The organism is Pseudomonas azotoformans, assembly GCF_900103345.1.
GTDB lineage: Bacteria > Pseudomonadota > Gammaproteobacteria > Pseudomonadales > Pseudomonadaceae > Aquipseudomonas > Aquipseudomonas azotoformans.
Genome location: NZ_LT629702.1, coordinates 280485 through 302083, shown reverse-complemented (window position 1 = coordinate 302083; position 21599 = coordinate 280485). Strand labels below are relative to the sequence as shown.

Here is a 21599-nt window from a genome sequence, read left to right as displayed (position 1 = left end):
ACCCTCATGATGACCACCATGACGCTCGACGCTGTGTCCACAGTGCGCTCAAGCGCTTACCGCAAAACTGCCTGGCGATTGATGCCATTTTTGATGTTGTGCTACCTGTGCGCTTACCTGGACCGGGTAAACGTCGGGTTCGCCAAGCTGCAGATGATGAATGACCTGTCCCTGAGCGAGACCGTTTACGGGCTTGGCGCGGGCGTGTTCTTCCTGGGCTATTTCCTCTGCGAGGTGCCGAGCAACCTCATCCTCCACAAGGTCGGTGCGCGGCGCTGGATCGCGCGCATCATGATTTCGTGGGGCATTATTTCCGCCCTCTTCGCTTTTGTAGAAACAGCGTGGCAGTTCTATACGCTGCGCTTTCTGCTGGGTATCGCCGAAGCAGGTCTGGCGCCGGGTTTGCTGCTTTACCTGACTTACTGGTTCCCCTCCTACCGCCGCGCCAAGATGACCGTGCTGTGGTTCATCGCCATCCCATTGTCCGGAATGATCGGCGGACCGCTCTCAGGCTACATCATGACCGCGTTCGCAGGCGTTCATGGCTGGGCGGGCTGGCAGTGGATGTTCGTGATTGAAGCCATCCCCACGGTCATCGTTGGCCTGATGGTGCTGGCTTACCTCAAGGATGGCGTGCACCAGGCGACCTGGCTCACTGAGGAAGAAAAGGCGCTGGTCAGCAAAGAGTTGGCCGAGGACAACAGCCGCAAAGTCACCCACGCATCGGTCGGGGCATTCCTGCGCGACCGCCGCCTGTGGATGCTCGCTTGCATCTACTTTTGCGTGGTCATGGGCCAGTACGCGATCACCTTTTGGTTGCCGACGCTCATCCGTAACGCAGGGGTTGCCGACCCGATGCACATCGGCTTGCTCACCAGCCTCCCCTACCTGTGCGCCATCGTCGCGATGCTGCTGATGGGGCGCAGCGGCGACAAGCATCAGGAGCGCCGCTGGCACCTGGTCGGGCCAATGATTGCTGGCGCGTTGGGCCTCACGCTGGCCGCGCTGTTCGGCGGCAACCTGATGCTGTCGGTGTTAAGCCTGTGCCTGGCAGCAGCAGGCGTGCTGTCGGCGTCTTCACTGTTCTGGATGCTGCCTACCACCCTGCTCGGGGGTGTCTCCGCCGCTGCGGGGATCGCCGGCATCAACAGCTTTGCCAATCTTGCGGGGTTCTGCTCGCCCTACCTGATTGGCTGGATCACCACCACGACCGGTTCGAGCGCCATCGGCATGTACCTAATTACCGGTGTGCTGTGCATCGGTGCCTGTTTGGTGCTGCGTATTCCTGCCGCTTCGGTCAATCGTTGAGTTAACGGAGAATTTCCATGACTGTCACATTATCTCGTGCGTCGTCCACCACGCTGGTGCAGCGCGCCCATAACATTCGCCGCCATGCCTTGCGCATGGGCCAAGTCCAGGGCCAAGGCTATGTCGGCCAGGCGCTGGGCGCGGCCGACTTGCTGGCCGTATCGTACTTTCATGCCTTGAACTACAAGCCCGAAGACCCCGAATGGGAACAGCGTGATCGTTTTTACCTGTCCATCGGTCACTACGCGATCGCGCTGTATGCCGCACTGATCGAGGCTGAAATCATCCCACTGGATGAGCTTGAAACCTACGGCTCGGATGACAGCCGCCTACCCATGTCCGGCATGGCTGCGTACACCCCTGGCATGGAAATCACCGGTGGCTCGCTGGGCCAGGGACTGGGCATCGCGGTGGGCGCCTGCCTGGGTTTGAAGCGCAAACAATCCGAGTCTTTCGTTTACAACCTGCTCTCGGATGGCGAGCTGAATGAGGGCTCCACCTGGGAAGCGGTCATGTCAGCTTCGCACTGGAAACTCGACAACCTGATCGCCATCGTCGACGTCAACAATCAGCAAGCCGACGGACACTCCAGCGAGGTGCTGGCATTTGAACCCGTTGTTGACCGCTGGCAAGCCTTTGGCTGGTTCACCCAGCGGGTCGACGGCAACGACCTTGACGCTCTGGTCAAGGCGTTTGACGCAGCCCGCAGCCACCCCGCCGCACAACCACGCGTCATCATTTGCGATACCAAGATGGGCAAAGGCGTGCCGTTCCTGGAAACCCGCGAAAAGACCCACTTCATCCGCGTGGATGAGCATGAATGGGATGTGGCCCTGAACAACCTCGAAGAAGGCAAAACACTATGAGCACTGCAAACAACCCATCGGCTCAGGCGCCCACGGTCGTGAAGAAAAAGCTGACCACCTCCGCGATGATTGCGTCGATTGCCGCTGAAGGCCAAGCCACCCGATCCGCGCCCTTTGGCCACGCATTGGCTGCACTCGCCGACCAGCGCCAAGACATCGTGGGTTTATCCGCTGACTTGTCCAAGTACACTGACCTGCACATCTTTGCCAAGGCGCACCCGGAGCGTTTCTACCAGATGGGCATGGCTGAGCAGCTATTGATGAGCGCCGCAGCCGGCATGGCGCGGGAAGGCTTTGTGCCCTTCGCGACCACCTATGCAGTGTTTGCTTCGCGCCGCGCCTATGACTTCATCTGCATGGCAATTGCCGAGGAAAACCTCAACGTCAAAATCGTCTGCGGCCTGCCAGGCTTGACCACCGGATACGGCCCCAGCCACCAGGCAACCGATGATTTGGCGATCTTCCGCGCCATGCCGAACCTGATGATCGTCGACCCCTGCGACGCCCTGGAAATCGAACAGGCGGTTCCTGCCATTGCCGCGCATCAAGGTCCGGTCTACATGCGTTTGCTGCGTGGCAACGTACCGCTAGTGCTTGACGAATATGGCTATAAATTCGAGATAGGCAAAGCTAAAACCCTGCGCACGGGCAATGAGGTTTTAATCATTTCCACCGGTTTGATGACAATGCGCGCCCTGGAAGCTGCCAAGGAGCTTCAGGCTGACGGTGTGGATGTTGCTGTGCTTCACGTCCCCACCATCAAGCCTTTGGATGAACAGACTATCCTGGCTGAGGCCAGAAAGCCGGGACGGCTGGTAGTGACGGCAGAAAACCACTCCATCATTGGTGGACTGGGCGAAGCGGTGGCAACCGTACTGTTGCGCAATGGGGTCACGCCGACGTTCAGGCAAATAGCGCTGCCGGACGCGTTTCTCGATGCTGGCGCGCTTCCGACGCTGCACGATCGCTACGGTATTTCTACCCAGGCTGTGTGCGCACAGATTAAGGGTTGGTTATAGGATTTAACTTGCAAGGGGCTGGAGTCAGCCCCTTGGCAGGAGGACTTCCCGTTGAGGCAGGCACATGGCTGTTCAACATCAATCAGTACATATTGCATACCGATTTCTTGCTTTACTCCTTGTGTCTCTCGGAGTTGTTCAAGGTGGTCCACTCGTCGAAACCTTTGGGGATGTCGTCTGTGTTCTACTTGGTGGCTGTGACGGGTGATCTTAGCGGGATTCTCGTAGGGGTCTTAAAGAAACCGCTTGGAGAGAGATAGAGGGGCGCCTTACGGGAAAGCGCCCTTGGATATCGTTAGCTGGATTATTGTGAGTAAATGCGAATGCCGCAATAAGCTGCGCCTATTGAAATATCAACCAAGCCGTTCAGTAGCCCAATGTTAAGTAAGCGCCCCTGTTCACAAGGGGCGGGATCCGCTGAGGCTGTCTGAGCCCCCATAAGAGACCCCATTAACACAACCACACAGACCATTGATTTCAGAAATTTACTCATTTCAACTCTCCCGGATATCAAAAGGTAAATCACCTAATTGGCAGGTGGGCCGCGAGGATCTAAGAGGTCCTTGTAGAGCCCGCTCCGACGCCTTGAGTATCCATGAGCTGTTGGATTCTGCACTCGTAAATTGGTGATATCACTTTAATGTGGTCAGTGAGTGGCTTTGAGAATCTGACAGAAAAATCTGAATGACCACCTCAATAGGGGTCAGCCCGCAGTTCCCCCCCATGGGGCCTCGCCTGGGGTCCTTATCGCGCACATGGGCGCCTCTGTAGGCCGCTCCTTTCTGGTATCGTTACGGTCTGTCGCCGTGTGGCCTGAACGTTAGACTTGGGTTAGAACAGCGTTAGACATTCGTTCAAACATGCTCGTATTATGGCTGGGCCATGCCTCTTGTGCCCACACAGCGAGTAGAATGCCTTTCCACCTCGTAGCCAGTTGTGCCGATGAATATCCCTAATCTGATCACCGTTCTACGCGTCCTGCTTATTCCTATTTTCATCCTGTTGTTTTATTTGCCGTACCAATGGAGCTATGCGGCCTCCAGTTCGGTATTCGCCTTCGCGGCCGCCACCGACTGGCTCGACGGCTACCTGGCCCGTCGCCTGGAACAGAGCACGCCGTTCGGCGCGTTCCTCGACCCGGTGGCCGACAAACTCATGGTCGCCGTCGCCCTGGTCCTGCTGGTGCAGGAACACGGCAACCTGTGGCTGACCCTGCCGGCCGCCGTGATCATCGGCCGCGAAATCGTGGTGTCCGCACTGCGCGAATGGATGGCCGAAATTGGCGCCCGCGCCCACGTCGCCGTCTCCAACATGGGCAAATGGAAAACCGCCGCACAGATGCTTGCGCTGGTGATCCTGCTGGCCAACCCGTCGGACTTCTCCTTCTGGGTGTTGACCGGCTACGCCTTGCTGCTCATCGCCGCCGGCCTGACCTTGTGGTCCATGCTCCAGTATCTGCGCGCTGCCTGGCCGCATCTGCGCACCACCGTTGAAAAGAAATAAAACATTTTCGAATCAAGGGGTTGACCGGTTCTGATAATTCTATAGAATGCGCATCACCAAGACGCGGGAATAGCTCAGTTGGTAGAGCACGACCTTGCCAAGGTCGGGGTCGCGAGTTCGAGTCTCGTTTCCCGCTCCAAACATAGATCCACAGATGTCCACTGGGCGCTGGGATCAGCGAAATAGACGCTTCGGCGTCTTTTTTTCGTTTCTGCGGAAAACCACTGAAAACCAGGGTAATCCAGTGCGTTTAAGTACCTTTTTGAGTACTTTTTTCGGAAAGACTCAAATTCGTATTGTTGCTGGATCCTCTCAGGTCGCCAGACGAGCATCGGGTGCTGACTCTCTTACAGGAGCTCACCATGCCTCTATCAGATATGGCCATTCGGCACGCCAGACCTACAGATAAAACCTACACCCTCGGCGATTTTGACGGCCTGTGCCTCATGGTACCTGTCAACGGCAAAAAACGATGGCTGTTCCGTTTTTACTGGGCGGGTCAGCAAGTCAAAATGTCCTTCGGCTGCTATCCTGCGGTCAGCCTGAAACAAGCACGTGAATATCGCGATGAAGCGCGCAAGCTGCTGGCTCAAAACATCAACCCGTGTGAACACCGTAAGCAACAGCTGCGTGAAGTCGAGGCCCAAGAAAAGCATACCTTTCAAGCGGTCTACAACGACTGGATCGCCTACCGCCGCCCGAGCCTGAAGGAAGGGCGCCAAACCACCCTCTCGCAAATCCTCAGGGTCTTCAAAAAAGACATTTTGCCCACCTTGGCTGAGCGCCCTATCAAAAGCATTACCCGCCACGATCTGTTGGCGATCCTCAGCATCATCGAGCAGCGCAAAGCCTTCACTATGGCTGAAAAATGCCGCACCTGGTTCAACCAACTGTTTCGCTATGCCTTGGTAAAAGTTGAACGCATGGAACTCAACCCCGCTTCCATCACCAATACTCCATCAATCTCTAAGATATCCGGGGTAGTCAATTGGTGAATCTCACCTATACGCGCACCGCTGATAACCCCTAAGGTCAACGCCCAACGTTTCCAATCGTCAGCAGGAAGGCAGTTAGCGTGATCTATCAACGTGGCTATCTGTTCCTGAGAGAATGGTATACGTCCGCTCTCAGCACCCTTCGTTAGCTGAAGCTTCTTACCAAAAGCCTGTTTGATATGACCGTTGTCCACTGCCCAATTTAGAATGGTGGTCATCTGAGTAACGATCTTGTTAACAGTCACGGGCTTACGCCCTTCCTTCAATGTCTCACGGACGCCCACAAGGTCTGCCCTTGAGTGAGTCGCCATGTCCATCTCACCCAGCACCCCTACGAGAATGTCGCAACAAGCCTTCATGCTGCGCATAGACGACGCCTTAACGTCCTCCTTGCGTTCTTCCAAGTAGGTATCTGCGAGCGTCTTGAAGGTGAGTGTCTTGCTGGCTGGTGCTGTCTCAACCACACTCGGAACCGATATTTCCGGTTTCCAATCATTCCTCCCTTCGCCCTCACCTAACTCAGCGATGATTGCCAGGATAGGCCCCATATCGCCCTCGTCCCGTCTTTCACCGGCAGTCGTTATCCGTTTGCCATAGGACACAGCTCGGGCCTGATCAATGCTCAGTGGCTCCGTACTGGATATCTCGTTGAGGTCTTTACGAACGTCCCGGTAGACCAACCGAGTGTCGCCAAACTGATCCCACACAGAGCGAGTCTTGAGGATGTCTTTGGCGATGTCTAAGAGGTTCTCTTTGAGGTCTTGCCAGGTAGCGTCGGGTGTATCGAGGTGGAAGGCTCTGAGGGTTCCCAGAAGGTGTGCAGCGGTAGCCAATGCGGATTGCCTGTTGGTTGTCTTGAGGGAGACCGAAAGGGTCTCTTTGGAGCCTAAAGGACGGACCCTGAGTGTGTAACGACCTTGGCGCCTATACAGATAGGGACGCGCAAGCTCTAACATTGTTCTAACACTTTGAGGGTGCGTGGCGGTGGTCATCATGGTCAAAGCCCCGGAATCATTGGGTTGACCTCTTGCCACACTAAGTAGGCATTCTATTCGCTGTGCAGATTCGCATAAATCAACTCAGCGAGCTTTTTACTGATACCGGGAGCTTTGGCTATTTCGTCAATGCTGGCACGGGATAGCTCCTGCAAGCCACCAAAATGTTTAAGCAAGTCGCGTCGCCGTGTCGGCCCGACGCCCGCCACCCCTTCCAGGGTTGAGGTTCGTCGGGTTTTGCCACGACGGGCGCGGTGGCCGGTAATGGCGAAACGGTGGGCTTCGTCGCGGATCTGCTGGATCAGGTGCAGCGCCGGTGAGTCGCCCTTCAAGGTGAACTCATGGGCAGCATCATTCAAGTACAACGTCTCGAACCCGGCCTTGCGCGTGGCGCCCTTGGCCACGCCGAGCAGGATCAGGTCGGGCACCGCCAGTTCGTTGAGTACATCGCGGGCCATGGACAGCTGGCCCTTGCCACCGTCTACCAAGAGGATATCCGGCAGCTTGCCCTCGCCATCCTTCAACTTGCTGAAACGTCGGGTCAGGGCCTGGTGCATGGCCGCATAGTCATCGCCGGCGGTGACGCCTTCGATGTTGTAGCGACGGTAATCGGCTTTGATCGGCCCTTCCGGCCCGAACACCACGCAGGACGCCACGGTGGCCTCGCCGCTGGAGTGGCTGATGTCGTAACACTCCAGGCGCTGCGGCGGTTCGTCCAGGTTGAGGACTTCGGCCAGGGCGTCGAAGCGTGCGGCGACGTGCTGTCGATTGGCCAGGCGCGCGCCCAGGGCCTGTTCGGCATTGGTCACGGCCAGTTGCTGCCAACGGGCTCGCGTGCCGCGTACGCGGTGGCTGATGTCCAGCTCGCGGCCGCGCAGTTCGTGGATCGCCTCGATCAGCGTGGGGAAGTCTTCGTGCACCACGTTGACGATCAGCTCCGACGGCAGGTCGCGCTCGGGGCTGCTCACATAGTACTGGCCCAGGAAGGCCGCCATGACCTCGGCCACGTCCTCGTCGATACCGGTCTGCGGGAAGAAGTTCTTGCTGCCCAGTACCCGCCCGCCACGCACGCTGATCAGGTGCACACAGGCGCCGCCCGGGTTGACGAAAGCGGCGATCACATCGACGTCACCCGTACCGCCTTCCATGCTCTGCTGGTCCTGCACGCGGCGCAGCAGGGAGATCTGGTCGCGCAGTTCAGCGGCCTTTTCGAAGTCCAGGGTGCTGGCGGCCTGCTCCATGGCGCCGGAGAGTTCGTCGGTGAGGGCATTGCTGCGCCCCTCAAGAAACATCACCGAGTGGCGCACATCCTCGGCGTACTCGGCCGGCTCCACCAGCCCCACGCAGGGCGCCTTGCAGCGCTTGATCTGGTATTGCAGGCACGGCCGGGTGCGGTTCTTGTAGAAGCTGTCTTCGCACTGGCGCACAAAAAAGGTCTTTTGCAGCAGGCTCAGGCTTTCGCGGATCGCGCCGGCGCTGGGATAGGGCCCGAAATACTTGCCCTTCTGCTTCTTCGCGCCGCGGTGAATGCTCAGGCGTGGGAAGTTGCCGTCGGATAAAAACACGTAGGGGTAGGACTTATCATCGCGCAGCAGAATGTTGTAAGGGGGCCGCCATTCCTTGATCAGCGTCTGCTCAAGCAGCAATGCTTCGGTTTCATTGGCGGTGATGGTGGTTTCGACCTGGGCGATGCGCGCCACCAGCGCGGCGGTTTTCGGTGCGAGACCGCTCTTGCGAAAGTAACTCGCCAGGCGGTTCTTCAGGTTCTTGGCTTTGCCGACATACAGCAGGCGCGCCTCGCTGTCGAACATGCGGTACACGCCAGGGCGGCCACTGCAGGTCGAGAGGAAGGCACTGGGATCAAACGGTGTGCTCATGTCAGGCGCTGGCGTCGACCATGCCGTGGCGCACCGCGAGCAGGGTCAATTCAACATCACTGCTGATGGCGAGCTTCTCGAAAATGCGATAACGGTAGGTGTTGACGGTCTTGGGCGACAGGCACAGCTTGTCGGAGATCGTCTGCACCTTCTGGCAGCCGACGATCATCAAGGCAATCTGGATCTCCCGCTCAGACAGCGCATCGAACGGCGAGTCGCTGGTGGGCTGGAAGGATTTAATGGCCAGTTGCTGGGCGATCTGCGGGCTGATGTAACGCTGCGCGGCAAACACCAGGCGAATGGCTTGCACCATCTCGGCCAGGCCTGCGCCCTTGGTCAGGTAACCGGCCGCACCGGCTTGCAACAGGCGCGTCGGGAACGGGTCTTCTTCACACACGGTCACCACCACGACCTTGATGTCCGGGTGGCTGCGCAACAACTTGGTCGTGGCGCCAAGACCGCCGATACCGGGCATCTTGACGTCCATCAGCACCACATCGGGTTTCAACTCCCGGGCCTTGATCAGGGACTCTTCCCCGGACTCGGCCTGGCCGACTACTTGCAGGCCATCGATGTCAGCCAGCATTCGTGTAATGCCTGTACGAACGAGATCATGGTCATCGACTACTAGCACCCTAATCAAGCAGACACCTCGCGATATGGTCTTATAGGTTGCTGAACACCTTAGCAAAAAACCAAGGCGCAGACCTAGCTGCAAGCGTCATATATATAGAGTTTGAACACACAGAAGCCGTCCGCCCTAGGGTGAACGGCTCTATTTGTTGGGCAGCAGGTCAGGAATCCTGGGGCTGCGGCTTGGGTTTTCCATTCAGCGAAGCTGAATGTTCGGCCAGGGTAGACGTCAAGCGGCGGATCGCAGCCTGGTCTTCCTTGAACATTGCGCGGTAGTCACCCAGTACCTTTTCTTCAATCTGGCTCAGGTTATCCAGTTGAATGGGGGTGGCAATACCGGTCAATACGTACAACACGTCCACACCTTTTTCGGCGACACGCGACAAGTAGTCTGCTTTAGGCGCCCGCCCTCCACTTTCGTATTTACCTTGTGCGTTGGCTTCAACGCCTCCAATTTCACCAAACACTTTTTGCGACAGCCCAAGTCGCTCCCTTTCTTGCCTCAAACGCGAACCGATTCCACTCATTTGGATGCATGATCCTATTTGGCACACCCCAAGAGGTGACACACTCATCTCGTTGTTAAACAAACTTGAACGGTTTTGAACTATGCCCGGAATCCGCACTGCCGCACAAGCCAAGGCTTGGCTGGAACATCAAGGAAAGTCAGTTCAAGCGTTCGCCCGTGAACATGGCGTTGATCCGGCAACCACCTATCAAGTGCTCGCGGGGCGCAAAAAGGGACGGCGTGGAGAGGCCCATAAGGTAGCGGTCCTTCTGGGCATGAAAGAAGGGGTCATCCTTTCTGAGGCTGATGACCAAAACATAGGTCAGGAAGTCGTCTCCTGAAAACCAGTATGCGCTTATTAGGATTGAGCGCATGGTTTAGCTTGATGGACAGATACGTTCCATGCGCCAGAAGCAGTCTTCCTCACCGACAATGCTAAATCCCATGCGCTGATAGAGCCTGCGGGCCGGGTTGGTCTTGAACACGGTCAGACGCAGCAACCCCAACGCCTGGGCCTTGAGTGCCATCTGCTGCAATACCCAACTGCCCGCGCCCTGCCTGCGGCACGCCGCGAGCATATGCAACTCACGGATGTAGAGCGCCCGGCTGTCGCGGCTCAGGCTGATAAAACCCAGCACGGCCTCGTCGTTGCAGATCAGCCAGTTTTCGCGGCCCGCCCAGGCGACATCAAAGCCCTCGTTGGACCATACCAGGTCGTATTGCAGGTAATAGCGACTCATGGCCTCGAAGGTCAGGGTTCGGGCGAACGGCAAGTCCTGGTCCGCCGCGGCGCGCAGGTGAAACGCCATTTACAGCGCGACCACTTGACCAGCCCACGCCGCACCCTCGCGGCGGGCGATCACCAACGCCTCACCCAGGCCCGCAGCGGCGGCCAGTAAACGGCCATCGGCGGCCCAAATGGCGCTGCGACCGGCACATACATAGCCACCCGATGGCCCGCCATGGTTGGCCATCAACACCAACAGGCGATGTTCGGCCGCATAGCCCTGGAGCAACGCGCTGTCTGTTGCATAGCCGCCTTCGCTGATCAACACACCGGAGGCGTAGACAGTAGCGCCCGCCTCAGCCGCCTGGCGCGGGTGACTGGCGTGGGAGAAATCCGCGCACACCGCCAGCGCAATTCGGTCATCGCCAATGTCGAGCGCCGCACCACCCTGCCCCGGGACAAACGCCGCTTCTTCGCCAGGATGCAGATGCTGCTTGGTGTACACCGCAAGAGAACCATCGGCCCCCAACACCAGCGCAGCGATCAGCACACCTGCCCCAGGTGCCAGGCGGATCGGCATGCCGACCACCGCGGTCAAGCCCAATTCCCGTGCCATTTCGCGCAGCGGCACCAACACCACGTCCTCGGGAACAATCGCCAATTTGGCCGCCAGCGACGGTTCATAGCCGGTCAACGAGAGTTCAGGAAACACCAGCACGTGCACGCCATGTTCGACCGCCGCGTGCATGAGGGCCAAGTGCCGCTCGATATTGGCCGGCACGTCGCCCGCGATGGAAACAGATTGAGCAGCAGCAAGGGTCAGGGCAGTCATGGTCGCGTCCAAGCAATCATCCAAGGTGTGACAAGCATATCGCGGTCGATAGCGGTCAGTACCCCCGCGCAATAGAAATTACTGATTGAATCCTCCTGCATGCCTCTAGTAAGCTCCCCCCATCATTTGGAGACACACCATGTTGCAACTCACCATCCCTCAGGTTTGCCCTGCTGCCAGCGCCCCGCGCTCGGTATCGGCTACCCGTGTGAACGGTTCGAGCGCACTGGTCAGCTTTTATTTTGGGTATTGGTTTAGCCACTGGCGCGCCTGATACCTGAAATCGGCGCCCACTACTCAAGGGGTCGCCTACCAGAGAAATCCAAACCCCCGGTCGGCTCCCCGACCGGGGGTTTTGTTTTTCAGGCCCCACTATTTTTTGACGAACACTTAAAGGACTCACGACATGAACTACGCCACTTATTACCGCTACGACACTTCCACCGCATGGCGATTTAGCCAGCTCCGCTCGGGACAGCCTGCCGCCTCCGATCGGTCACCTATGGGTGGCAAGCCAACACACTCAGCCAATACGGCCCATTGTCGAACACCCCAGTAGGGCCAGGCGCGCGGGAACCGCCCGCCGCTTGTCCAGGAAGCCTTGAATATGAACTCTGCCACCGCCGCTCTGCCCGTTTCTGCCCTGACCAGCGCCAATGAAGCCCTGACCCAGCGCTTGCCCAGCGCGCTTGATTTAAAGCTCAAGCTGCCGCTTAGCCCGTTCCTCACTGAACAAGTCCACGCCCATCGCCACGCCGTGCGCGCCATCCTCAATGGCCAGGATTCACGTTTGCTGGTGATCGTCGGCCCGTGCTCGATCCACGACCCGGAGTCGGCCATGGAATACGCCCGCAACCTGAGGAAGCTCGCACTCGACGTCAGCGACCAGGTGCTGCTGGTGATCCGCGCCTACGTCGAAAAACCGCGCACCACCATCGGCTGGAAAGGCCTGGCCTACGACCCGCACCTGGACGGTAGCGACGACATGGCCGCCGGCCTCAACCTGTCCCGCGAACTGATGCGCGAAATGCTGCGCCTGGGCCTGCCGGTCGCCACCGAGCTGCTGCAACCCATGGCAGCCGGCTACTTCGATGACCTGCTCAGTTGGGTCGCGATTGGCGCACGCACCACCGAATCGCAGATCCACCGCGAAATGGCCAGTGGCCTGGGCATGCCCGTAGGCTTCAAGAACGGCACCGACGGCGGCGTGGCGATTGCCTGCGACGCGATGCGCTCGGCGTGCCACCCGCACCGTCACTTCGGCGTCGACAGCCAGGGCCACCCGGCGATCATCCAGACCCCGGGCAACCCCGACACCCACCTGGTACTGCGTGGCGGTCACCGTGGGCCGAACTACGATGCGCAAAGCGTGGCGCAGGTGAAACACGACCTGGCCAAGTCCAAGGTGGCGGCGCGGATCATGGTCGATTGCAGCCATGCCAACAGCGGCAAGGACCCACTGCGTCAGCCGGCAGTGTTCAACGACGTGCTGGAGCAGCGCTTGCAGGGCGACACGTCGCTGATCGGCATGATGCTTGAAAGCCACCTGTTCGAAGGCTGCCAGCCGTTGAGCGCATCGATGAAGTACGGCGTGTCGGTGACCGATGGCTGCCTGGGCTGGGATGCCACCGAGCAGTTGTTGCGTAGCGCTGCCGAGCGTTTGCGCGCACAAGGCTGAACGACCAGGGCGCTGCTACAGCGGGTACAGCGCCTCATCAAATTGCTCAAGTTTCGGAAACACCAAGGGCTGTTCATGCGCCAGCCCTTGCAGCCGCCGCTCATACTCCACCAGGAAATCCTGCCGCGCCTCGGCACTGATATACGGCACATGCCACGCCACAAACGGCGCCAGTACCTCATAGCCCACATACGCCAGCGTGCCGCGCAGGATCGGTCGCAACATGTCCTCCAGCGGCCCATGAATCGCGCCCTCGCCGAACATATGCTCGCGCCCGCCCAGGGTCACGGTGACCAGCGCCCGCTTACCGGCCAGCCCGCCCTGATCGTAAAAGCGCTTGCCGCCATAACACACGCCCGACACCAGCACGCGGTCAATCCAACCTTTGAGCATGGCCGGTGCCGAGAACCAGAAGATCGGAAAGTTGAGGATCAACAGATCGGCCCACAACAGCTTGTCCAGCTCCCCCTGGATATCCGCCGCTATCGACTGTTTCTTCACCCCCAGGCGTTGCTCCAGGGCATACACCAGGTAATCGGGGTTTTCCCGCGTGGAAAAATCCGCCGCCGACGCCACCGGATTCCACTGCATGGCGTACAAATCACTGACCTTGACGCTGTGCCCCTGGCCTTGCAGCGTGGCGATCGCTTGATCACGTAGGGCCGCCGTGAACGACTGCGGCTCGGGATGGGCGTGAACAATCAAAACCTTCATGGGAGTTCCTCAAACAGCGCAGGCCTGTTTCAGCTCGATCAGGGTCACGCCATTGCGTTGGAAAGCGTTGCGCAGGTCCGTCTGCAATTCATCCAGATTGTGGGGTTGGTTTACGGTGCAGCCGAACGCCTGGGCGAACAGCGCAAAGTCGGGGTTGCGCGGCAGTACGCCAATAGGCTCGATGTCGAGGTTGAGCATATCGTCGCGGATCTGGCCAAGTGCGTCGTTGTTCCACAACAGCACCACCAGCGGGCTGTCCAATTCCTCCACGGCGGTGGCCAGTTCCTGGGCGGTGTAGAGAAACCCACCGTCGCCAACCAGCACCAGGCCCGGCCGCTGCGGCGCGCCGAACTTGGCACCGATGCCCGCCGGCAGGCCGTAACCCAAGGTGCCGTAGCCGGTGGGGTGCAGCCAGCTGCGCGGTGCGCGGCTGCGGTAGGTGTAGTTGCCGGTGTAGGCCAGTTGGGTCATGTCGCTGCTGATGAACGCATTGGCGGGCAGTTCGGCTTCGATGCGGTCAAGAATCGCTTGGTGGGTGGACTGCAACGGGCCGTGTCCCCGCTCAACGGCCTGGAGCAATGCCGCGACCTTCTTGGTCGCCGTCTGCGCGTCAGCTGACACGGTTGGCAAACGCTCCAGCAACGCCAGCACCGTCTGGTTGGCATCGCCGCGCAGCGCCACGGCACAGGGGTAGAAATCATTGAACTTGCGCGGGTCGATATCCACCCGCAGCAGCTCGGCGTTGAGGGGCAGACGCTCGCGCCAATAATCGGTATCGGCCATTTCCGTGCCCACCGCCAGCACCACATCGGCCTCGCTGATCAGTTGCCAGCCAGGCTCGACGCACAGGGTGGCACCGGCATTCAACGGGTGATCGAGCGGCAGCAACCCTTTGCCGGCCACGCTGGTGAAAAACGGCGCAGCCAACTGCGTACTCAAACGCTGCAACGCCTCGCCTGCCGCCAGTGCACCGCCCCCGGCGATAATCATGGGCCGCTGGGCCGCTGCGAGCTTGGCCACCGCCTGGTCCAAGGCTTGCGCAGACGGCACGCCGCGACCGGGGCGGCGCACCACTTCATCGCTCCAGTCCCGCTTGATCGGCGCCGCCAACACGTCCAGCGGCACCGAGATGTGCACCGGGCGGGGTCGCTCGCTGTCGAACACCGCATAGGCGCGGGCGATCAGTTCGGGCAGATCCTCGGCGCTGAGTGCGACCGCCGAAAACGCCGTGATCGGCGCGGTGATCGCCCGCTGGTCCTGGGTTTCGTGCAGGCTGCCCCAGCCCTTGCCAAGGCTGGCGGTGTGGTTGACGCTGGAGATAACCAGCAGCGGAATCGAGTCGGCATACGCCTGGCCGATTGCGGTGGCGGCATTGGTCACACCGGGCCCAGTGATCACAAAGCACACCCCCGGCTTGCCGCTGACCCGCGCATACCCGTCGGCCATGAAACCGGCGCCTTGCTCGTGGCGCGTGAGCACATGGCGAATGCCGCTGCCGGGCAGGCCGCGATACAGCTCCAGTGTATGCACACCAGGAATGCCGAACACGGTATCCACCCCATAATTGGCCAGCAACCGCACCAGGGCCTGGCCACCGGTCATCGCGTTATCGTGCATGCTCATCTCCTAGACGTATCAATGCGTCGACCGCCGTAGCGCCCTGGGCACTGACCAACAATGGGTTCACATCCAGCTCCAGCAACTGCCCCGCGTTGGCGCAGGCGTAGTCGGCCACCGCCCGAATGGCCGCGACCAATGCCTGCATATCCGCCGCGTCACGGCCGCGAAAACCTTGCAGCAACGGGGCGCTGCGCAGGCTGAGTAACGCATTGCAAATGGCACTGTCGGTGGTGGGCAACAGCAGGCTGCGGCTGTCCTTGAGCAGCTCCACCAGGATGCCACCGGCACCGATGACCAGTGCCAGGCCAAACTCGTTTTCACGCTGGATGCCCACGATCAACTCCGCCAAAGGTGGCGCAGCCATCGACTCCAGTAGCAGTTGATCGAACGCGACATTCGGCGCATAAGCGGCGATGTGCTCGCGCATCTGCTCAAGTGCAGCGGTCAGCGCCATACCGTTTTGCAGGTTCAGCACCACCGCACCGGCTTCGGTTTTATGCGGCAACTGCGCGCTGACCGCCTTGAGCACCAAGGGATAACCAACCACCGCGGCATCACTGATCGCCCTGGCCGGAGTACTCAACACTCCGGTTGGCGTGGTCAGGCCGAACGCGCGCAAGGCTTGTTTGGAAGCCCACTCGTCGAGGGCCTCGCCGCTGCCTTGCAGAGCCTTCGGGCACAGCGGTTCGAGGATTGATTCGCCGCGCTCCAGCAGCTCGCGGCGATTGCTCTGGTAACCGGCAATCCGCCCCCACGCCGCCAGTGCGTCTTCCACGCCTTGCAGCGCCGCGATGCCTTGGGCATGCAGGCGCTCGCGGGCATGGGCCGGCAGCAACTCGGGAAAGGCCGAGGTGACAAACCCGGTCTTGCCATGCCGGCCAAGCGCACTGCAAAACAGCTCCAGCAGCAGGTCGCACTCCTTGCGCTCACCCGTGGACTCGGCCGGGTAATCCAACACCAACAGCGCGGCATCGGCCTCAGTGCGCAGGGCGCTGTCGAGCATGGCGCCGAGGGCCTCACGGTTGCCCCAGATGGCCGTGGTGAAATCCAGCGGGTTGACCAGGTTGGCGTAGCTGGGCAGCACCTGCGCCAGTTCACAGCGCTGGCCTGCATCGAGCGCTGGCAAGGCCAGATGGTTGCGCTCGGCATAGTCGGCAATCAGCCCCGCATCGCCACCAGAACAGGCCAGCGCGATCAGGCGGTTACCCGCAGGAAGGTTGCCGCATGCCGCCGCTTTGAGGGTTTCGACAAAACTCACCGGCCCGCTCACGCGGATCACGCCCAAGCGTGCAAACAGGCTGTCGTACAGCGCATCGGAGCCGGACAGCGAACTGGTGTGACTCAAGGCCAGCTCGGCGCCGATCTGCGACACGCCGGTTTTCAGCGCGATGATCGGAATGCCTTTTTCCAGGGCCTTGTGGGCGGCGCGGGCAAACCCCGGCACATTCTTCAACCCTTCCAGATGCAGGCCGATGGCGGTGACGCGCGGTTCATCGAGCAGCACCTCCATCAGTTCGGCAACGCCCAACTGCGCCTGGTTACCCACTGATGCCATGTAGGCCACCGGCAGTGAACGGTCGCTCATCGACAGGTTGTAGGCGAAGTTGCCACTCTGGGTCAGCACCGCCACGCCCTTCTCCACCGTCTTGCCGCCATGGGCCACCGGCCACAGCGCAGCGTTGTGCAGGTAGTCCAGCAGGCCGTAGCAGTTGGGGCCAAGCACGGCCATCTCACCCGCTGCATCTAGTAATTGCTGTTGCAGAACGGCGCCATCGGCCCCGGTCTCGGCAAACCCTGAGGCGTAGCAAATGGCGCCGCCGGTACCGATAGCCGAGAGTTCGCCGACGCAAGTCAGTGTAAGTTCGCGGTTGGTGGCGATGAACACCGCGTCCGGCCCGCAGGGTAAATCCGCCACGCGGCGTACACAGGGGATGCCATCGAGGCTGTCATGCTGCGGGTTGACCAGCCACATCGGCCCGATAAAACCACCTTCGGCGCAACGCTTGAGCGCACGGGCCATGCTGCGGCCGCCGACGAAAGCCAGGTGCCGGGGCGCCAACAGGCGCTTGAGGTTGTCGCGATTAGCCTGGGACATAAGCGTTCTCCGCGCCATCAGCGCAACAGCGGCCGCAACAGTTCACGAGCGATGATATGGCGCTGGATTTCCGAGGTACCTTCCCAGATCCGCTCGATCCGCGCGTTGCGCCAGATACGTTCCACCGGCCCTTCATCCATCAGGCCCATGCCGCCGAAGATCTGCACCGCCTCGTCGGCGACCTTGCCCAGGGTTTCACTGGCAAACAGCTTGGCCATGCCGGCCTCGCCATCGGTCATGCTGCCCTGGTCCATCTTCCAGGCGGTGTGCAGGGTCAGCAGTTCTGCTGCGCGGATCTGCGTGGCCATGTCCGCCAGCTTGAAGCTCACGCCTTGATAGGTGCCGATGGGCTGGCCGAACTGCTTGCGGTCCGCCGCCCATTGCAGCGACACATCCAATGCACGCTGGGCCTGGCCGACGCAGTTGGCGGCCACCATCACACGACCGGCGGTGAGCCAGGCGTTGGCCACGTCCCAGCCCTTGCCCACTTCGCCCAGTACCTTGGAAGCGGGGACGCGGCAGTCGTCGAAGAACATTTCATAGGTGTGATAACCCCGGTTGCTCACGCACTTGGGGCCGCGGCGGATGGTCATGCCGGGCGTGCCACGATCCACCAGGAACGACGTCACGGCGTTGCGCTGGCGACCGTTGTGTTCGTAGGTATCGGTGACCGCAAACACGATGGCGAAATCGGCGTGCCCGGCATGGCTGATGAAGTGCTTGCTACCGTTGATCACGAAGTCATCGCCACGGCGCACGGCGCGGGTCTTGATGGCATTGGCGTCGGAACCGGCGCCGGGTTCGGTCAGTGCAAAGCAGTCGATCTTCTTGCCCTGCACACACGGCAGCAGGTAGTCGCCAATCTGCGAGCCCGTACACGCCATGAGAATCTTGGATGGGCGCGCGACAAACACATGCAGCGCCCACGAGACCTTGGACAACTCCCGCTCGATCAGGGCCTGGGACAGGTAGTCCAGGCCGCCGCCCCCCACCTCCTGCGGCATGTTGAACGCATAGAAGCCGGCAGCGATGGCCTTGTCACGGATCTGCGCGGCCAGCTCGGGGGAGACCTCATCGGCACGGTCCACCGCCGCCTCATGGGGCAACAATTCCTTGGCAACAAAACTGCGTACCGCGTCCACCAACATGTCTTGTTCTTGGCTGAGTTGGAAATGCATGGCGCTACCTGCTCGGAGGAAGTGGGGTTACTGGCCGCAAAAAGTCGGCGGGCGTTTTTCCATGGACGCGCGCAAGGCCTCGGCGCCATCGGCACTGCGCCCGCACAACAGGCCGGCAGCCAGTTCGGCCTGTAACTGTTCGGGCAGGCTGCGCCCGGCGCCTTCACGGATCAGCGTCTTGGTCTGGGCGAAGGCGAACGTCGGGCCGTTGGCCAGGCGTGCGGCGAGTTCGGTGGTGTGGGCATTGAGCTGATCATCGGCAACGACTTCGCCGACCAGGCCAGTTGCCAGGGCGCGCTCGGCACTCCACAGCTCGTCGAGGAACAGCAGGCGCTTGGCCTGTTCGCTGCCAATCAAGCGTGGCAAGTGCCAACTGGCGCCCGCGTCCGGCGAATAGGCCATGCTGGTGTAACCGGCCTTGAAGCGCGCCGATTGGGCCGCTATGCGCAGGTCGCAGCATAAGGCCAGGTCCATGCCCGCGCCGACGGCGGTTCCGTTGATCGCGGCAATCGCAGGTTTATCGAGGGTGTGCAGGCGCGTCATCAGCGCATGGGCGGTTTCGGTCCAGCCGTAGGACTCGAGGGCACCGCGAGCTTCGGCATCCGCCCACTCGGCCAGGTCGGCACCGGCGCAGAAACTGCGACCGTTGCCGGTCAATACCACCACGCGCACAGCGGCGTCGGTGTTGAGGGCATCGAGCAAAGCGTGCAAGTGCTTGAGGGTAGGAATGTCCAGGGCATTGCGCTGCGGGCCACGGTTGAGGGTGATCCAGGCAACGCCGGCGTGTACATGAATGAGCACGGGCGAATCGGCAGTCATGGCTTCCTCGAATTGTTTTATTTGGCCTGAGGGGTGCGACATGAAGCGATACTAAACAAGTGTTCAGTAAGAAGGCAATCAGCAAACTGCAAATTTTTTCAGAAGGGAAAACCGCCTGCCTGAACCTTGCGTTCAGGCGGCTGGAGCAGGCTCAGGGTTTGAGCTGATAACGCTGGCGACCGCCCGCCTGCAGGCCATCCACCCAGGCTTCGCAGATTTGGATGCCCTGTTCGGGCGTAAACGTGCCGGGGTTGAGCCCCGACTCCAGCCACAACCCATCGAGCAATGCGCTCAGGCCGATGGCGGCGAGGTCGGCGTCAAAGTGCTTCCAGCCCTCCTCCCTGGCCATGTCGGTCAGGGCCGAGCGCATGATGGTGCGGTACTCGCCGTAGGAATGCTCGTGCGCCAGGTTGATCGCCGGTGCGGTCTTTACCGCTCCCCAGAACACCAGCCACGCGTCCAGCAGGTGCGGGTCGAGCAATTCGGCGGAAAACGAGCCCCGGAACAACGCCGACAGGCGCTCCCGAGGGTTCGGCGGCGCCTTGGCCATGGTCGCACGCAACAGGCTCATGACCTGGTCGGTGATGGTGCGATAGGCCTCGGCCACCAGCTCATCCTTGCCCGAATAGTGATGGCTGATCAGCCCCACCGACACCCCGGCCTCGGCACTGATCTTGCGAATCGACGCGCCCTGGAAACCATCACGCTTGAGACAGGTGAGCGTGGCCTGGACCAGATTGGCCTTGCGCACTTCCGGGTCCATCCGGGAAAAACGGGATTCCTGGGTCATGCGGCGATTTCCTTGGGTTGAGTAGGCAGCACGACTCTACATCAGTCGCGATAGCCCGGCGACACCCATCCAGCCCCAGTAGATTCGTGATCTGCGGTAAAGAGTCCTTTTCGAATTCGACGGTTTTTCCGAAGGAACGACGGGCGGATACTCGACTCCATTGTTCACCCCCCTTCAGGAGTTACTGATGTCCACCAAGCAAAACGTTCCGGCCTTTGGCCTCGGCACCTTTCGTCTGCAAGGCCAGGTGGTGATCGATTCCGTCAGCACCGGCCTCGAGCTGGGCTACCGCGTCATCGACACCGCGCAAATCTACGAGAACGAAGCCGACGTCGGCCAGGCCATTGCCGACAGCGGCATAGCACGCGATGAGCTGTTCATCACCAGCAAGATCTGGATCGCCAACTTTGCCGAAGGCCTGTTGATTCCAAGCCTGCGCGAGAGCCTGCGCAAACTGAAAACCGACTATCTGGACTTGACTCTGATCCACTGGCCCTCACCGGAGGACCAGGTGCCTGTCGCCGAGTTCATGGGCCAGTTGCTGGAGGCCAAGCGTCTGGGTCTGACCCGCCAGATCGGCATTTCCAACTTCACCGTCGACCTGATGAAACAAGCGATTGCGGCGGTAGGTGCGGAGAATATCGCCACCAACCAGATCGAGTTGCACCCCTACCTGCAAAACCGCAAGGTCGTGGATTTTGCCACCGCCAACGGTATCCAGATCACGTCCTACATGACCCTGGCCTACGGCGAAGTGCTCAAGGACCCGGTGATCCAGCAAATCGCCGAGCGCCATCAGGCGACCCCGGCGCAAGTGACACTGGCCTGGGCGATGCAACTGGGTTACGCAGTCATCCCATCGTCGACCAAGCGCGCCAACCTGCAAAGCAACCTCAAGGCCATGCAGCTGACCTTGAGCCCTGCCGACCTGGCGCAGATTGCCGAGCTGGAGCGCAGCCATCGCCTGACCAGCCCCAAGGGCATCGCCCCCCAGTGGGACTAAACCCCAGCCACAGGCGTGCGGGATAACTCTCGCAGCCAAGGCAGTACGCGCAGGCCTGAGGCGGCCGCGGGTGGGTCGATTATATCCATGAAGTGTTCGAGGTTGACGCTGTCCGGCACGCCGGGCAGCCTCACCAGCACCGTCGGCGTTGCGTCGGCGGACAGGCCCAGATCCAGGTGATCGTAGACCAGCACATGATGCGCCTGGGGTTGAGGACCGCAGGTGTGGATCGCCAGGCCAGCGTTGATGATCAGTACATCGAACGGTTGCGCCGGGATGGCAGTGAGCAGTTGGACCTCTTCGAAGGTCTGCACCGGTACGATCCGGTGATAACCCAACTGGTTGAGCATTTTTTCGATATAAAGGCGTTGCAGGTGTTGCTCATCGGCAATCAGGACAGTCAGTGCTTTGTTTGGCATGGCGAACCCCTGGGCAGGCA

General features: G+C 60.4%; 21 protein-coding genes and 1 tRNA gene. 9 read left to right on the top strand and 13 right to left on the bottom strand.

Annotation, left to right across the window (positions count from 1 at the left end; all coding sequences use genetic code 11):
• Positions 1-6: 6 nt before the first annotated feature.
• From BLR69_RS01455 to BLR69_RS01425, 6 genes are all read left to right on the top strand, one after another.
• Positions 7-1308: an MFS transporter gene (locus tag BLR69_RS01455; RefSeq protein ID WP_071495054.1), complete on the top strand. Its 1302-nt coding sequence runs from the start codon at positions 7-9 to the stop codon at positions 1306-1308.
• A gap of 17 nt (positions 1309-1325) precedes the next feature.
• Positions 1326-2174 (top strand): transketolase, encoded by an 849-nt coding sequence (locus tag BLR69_RS01450; protein WP_071495055.1) that lies wholly within the window; start codon positions 1326-1328, stop codon positions 2172-2174.
• Positions 2171-3193: a transketolase family protein gene (locus BLR69_RS01445; protein ID WP_071495056.1), complete on the top strand. Its 1023-nt coding sequence runs from the start codon at positions 2171-2173 to the stop codon at positions 3191-3193. The genes BLR69_RS01450 and BLR69_RS01445 overlap by 4 nt, the downstream gene beginning before the upstream one ends.
• A 942-nt stretch (positions 3194-4135) precedes the next feature.
• Entirely contained in the window at positions 4136-4696 is a 561-nt protein-coding gene (gene pgsA, locus BLR69_RS01435; protein WP_071495058.1) for a CDP-diacylglycerol--glycerol-3-phosphate 3-phosphatidyltransferase, read from the top strand.
• Between the two features lie 63 nt (positions 4697-4759).
• Positions 4760-4835, top strand: a tRNA-Gly gene (locus tag BLR69_RS01430).
• A 223-nt stretch (positions 4836-5058) separates the two neighbouring features.
• A complete protein-coding gene (locus BLR69_RS01425; protein ID WP_232000942.1) occupies positions 5059-5691 on the top strand; it encodes a tyrosine-type recombinase/integrase in 633 nt (210 codons plus the stop codon).
• On the opposite strand, the gene BLR69_RS01420 is transcribed toward BLR69_RS01425, so the two are convergent.
• From BLR69_RS01420 to BLR69_RS01405, 4 genes are all read right to left on the bottom strand, one after another.
• Complete coding sequence (locus BLR69_RS01420; RefSeq protein ID WP_134434936.1) at positions 5595-6686, bottom strand: site-specific integrase; 1092 nt, start codon at positions 6684-6686, stop codon at positions 5595-5597. The two genes, BLR69_RS01425 and BLR69_RS01420, sit on opposite strands and share 97 nt — an antisense overlap.
• A 53-nt stretch (positions 6687-6739) precedes the next feature.
• On the bottom strand, positions 6740-8563 hold the full coding sequence (gene uvrC, locus BLR69_RS01415; RefSeq protein WP_058427131.1) for an excinuclease ABC subunit UvrC: 1824 nt from the start codon (positions 8561-8563) through the stop codon (positions 6740-6742).
• A gap of 1 nt (position 8564) precedes the next feature.
• On the bottom strand, positions 8565-9206 hold the full coding sequence (gene gacA / locus BLR69_RS01410; protein WP_076955225.1) for a response regulator transcription factor GacA: 642 nt from the start codon (positions 9204-9206) through the stop codon (positions 8565-8567).
• Positions 9207-9357: 151 nt separating this feature from the next.
• Complete coding sequence (locus BLR69_RS01405) at positions 9358-9723, bottom strand: helix-turn-helix domain-containing protein (RefSeq protein WP_058427132.1); 366 nt, start codon at positions 9721-9723, stop codon at positions 9358-9360.
• A gap of 82 nt (positions 9724-9805) precedes the next feature.
• Between BLR69_RS01405 and BLR69_RS01400 the strand changes: the two genes are divergently transcribed.
• Positions 9806-10045, top strand: coding sequence for a DNA-binding protein (locus BLR69_RS01400; RefSeq protein WP_076955226.1), 240 nt, complete (start codon positions 9806-9808; stop codon positions 10043-10045).
• Positions 10046-10081: 36 nt separating this feature from the next.
• On the opposite strand, the gene BLR69_RS01395 is transcribed toward BLR69_RS01400, so the two are convergent.
• Together BLR69_RS01395 and BLR69_RS01390 are read right to left on the bottom strand one after the other, a co-directional pair.
• A complete protein-coding gene (locus tag BLR69_RS01395; RefSeq protein WP_071495063.1) occupies positions 10082-10513 on the bottom strand; it encodes a GNAT family N-acetyltransferase in 432 nt (143 codons plus the stop codon).
• Positions 10514-11263 carry a carbon-nitrogen hydrolase family protein gene (locus BLR69_RS01390; protein ID WP_071495064.1) on the bottom strand — a complete coding sequence of 250 codons (750 nt, stop codon included), beginning with the start codon at positions 11261-11263 and terminating at the stop codon, positions 10514-10516.
• Between the two features lie 607 nt (positions 11264-11870).
• Here BLR69_RS01390 and BLR69_RS01385 point away from each other — a divergent pair.
• On the top strand, positions 11871-12941 hold the full coding sequence (locus BLR69_RS01385) for a 3-deoxy-7-phosphoheptulonate synthase (RefSeq protein WP_071495065.1): 1071 nt from the start codon (positions 11871-11873) through the stop codon (positions 12939-12941).
• A gap of 15 nt (positions 12942-12956) precedes the next feature.
• Here BLR69_RS01385 and BLR69_RS01380 read toward each other — a convergent pair whose 3' ends face one another.
• The 6 genes from BLR69_RS01380 to BLR69_RS01355 all read right to left on the bottom strand — a co-directional run bounded on the left by BLR69_RS01380 (position 12957) and on the right by BLR69_RS01355 (position 20157).
• Entirely contained in the window at positions 12957-13655 is a 699-nt protein-coding gene (locus BLR69_RS01380; RefSeq protein WP_071495066.1) for an NAD(P)H-dependent oxidoreductase, read from the bottom strand.
• A gap of 9 nt (positions 13656-13664) precedes the next feature.
• Entirely contained in the window at positions 13665-15272 is a 1608-nt protein-coding gene (locus BLR69_RS01375) for a 5-guanidino-2-oxopentanoate decarboxylase (protein ID WP_071495067.1), read from the bottom strand.
• Positions 15262-17370, bottom strand: coding sequence for an acetate--CoA ligase family protein (locus BLR69_RS01370; protein WP_071495068.1), 2109 nt, complete (start codon positions 17368-17370; stop codon positions 15262-15264). The genes BLR69_RS01375 and BLR69_RS01370 overlap by 11 nt, the downstream gene beginning before the upstream one ends.
• Positions 17371-17387: 17 nt before the next feature.
• Complete coding sequence (locus BLR69_RS01365; protein ID WP_071495069.1) at positions 17388-18548, bottom strand: acyl-CoA dehydrogenase family protein; 1161 nt, start codon at positions 18546-18548, stop codon at positions 17388-17390.
• Between the two features lie 27 nt (positions 18549-18575).
• On the bottom strand, positions 18576-19367 hold the full coding sequence (locus BLR69_RS01360) for an enoyl-CoA hydratase/isomerase family protein (protein WP_071495070.1): 792 nt from the start codon (positions 19365-19367) through the stop codon (positions 18576-18578).
• A gap of 151 nt (positions 19368-19518) precedes the next feature.
• Entirely contained in the window at positions 19519-20157 is a 639-nt protein-coding gene (locus tag BLR69_RS01355; RefSeq protein ID WP_010211286.1) for a TetR family transcriptional regulator C-terminal domain-containing protein, read from the bottom strand.
• 187 nt (positions 20158-20344) lie between these two features.
• On the opposite strand from BLR69_RS01355, the gene dkgB reads away from it, so the two are divergent.
• Positions 20345-21160: a 2,5-didehydrogluconate reductase DkgB gene (gene dkgB / locus BLR69_RS01350; RefSeq protein WP_071495071.1), complete on the top strand. Its 816-nt coding sequence runs from the start codon at positions 20345-20347 to the stop codon at positions 21158-21160.
• Here dkgB and BLR69_RS01345 read toward each other — a convergent pair.
• Positions 21157-21579 carry an ANTAR domain-containing protein gene (locus BLR69_RS01345; protein WP_071495072.1) on the bottom strand — a complete coding sequence of 141 codons (423 nt, stop codon included), beginning with the start codon at positions 21577-21579 and terminating at the stop codon, positions 21157-21159. The genes dkgB and BLR69_RS01345 overlap by 4 nt on opposite strands.
• Positions 21580-21599 lie beyond the last annotated feature (20 nt).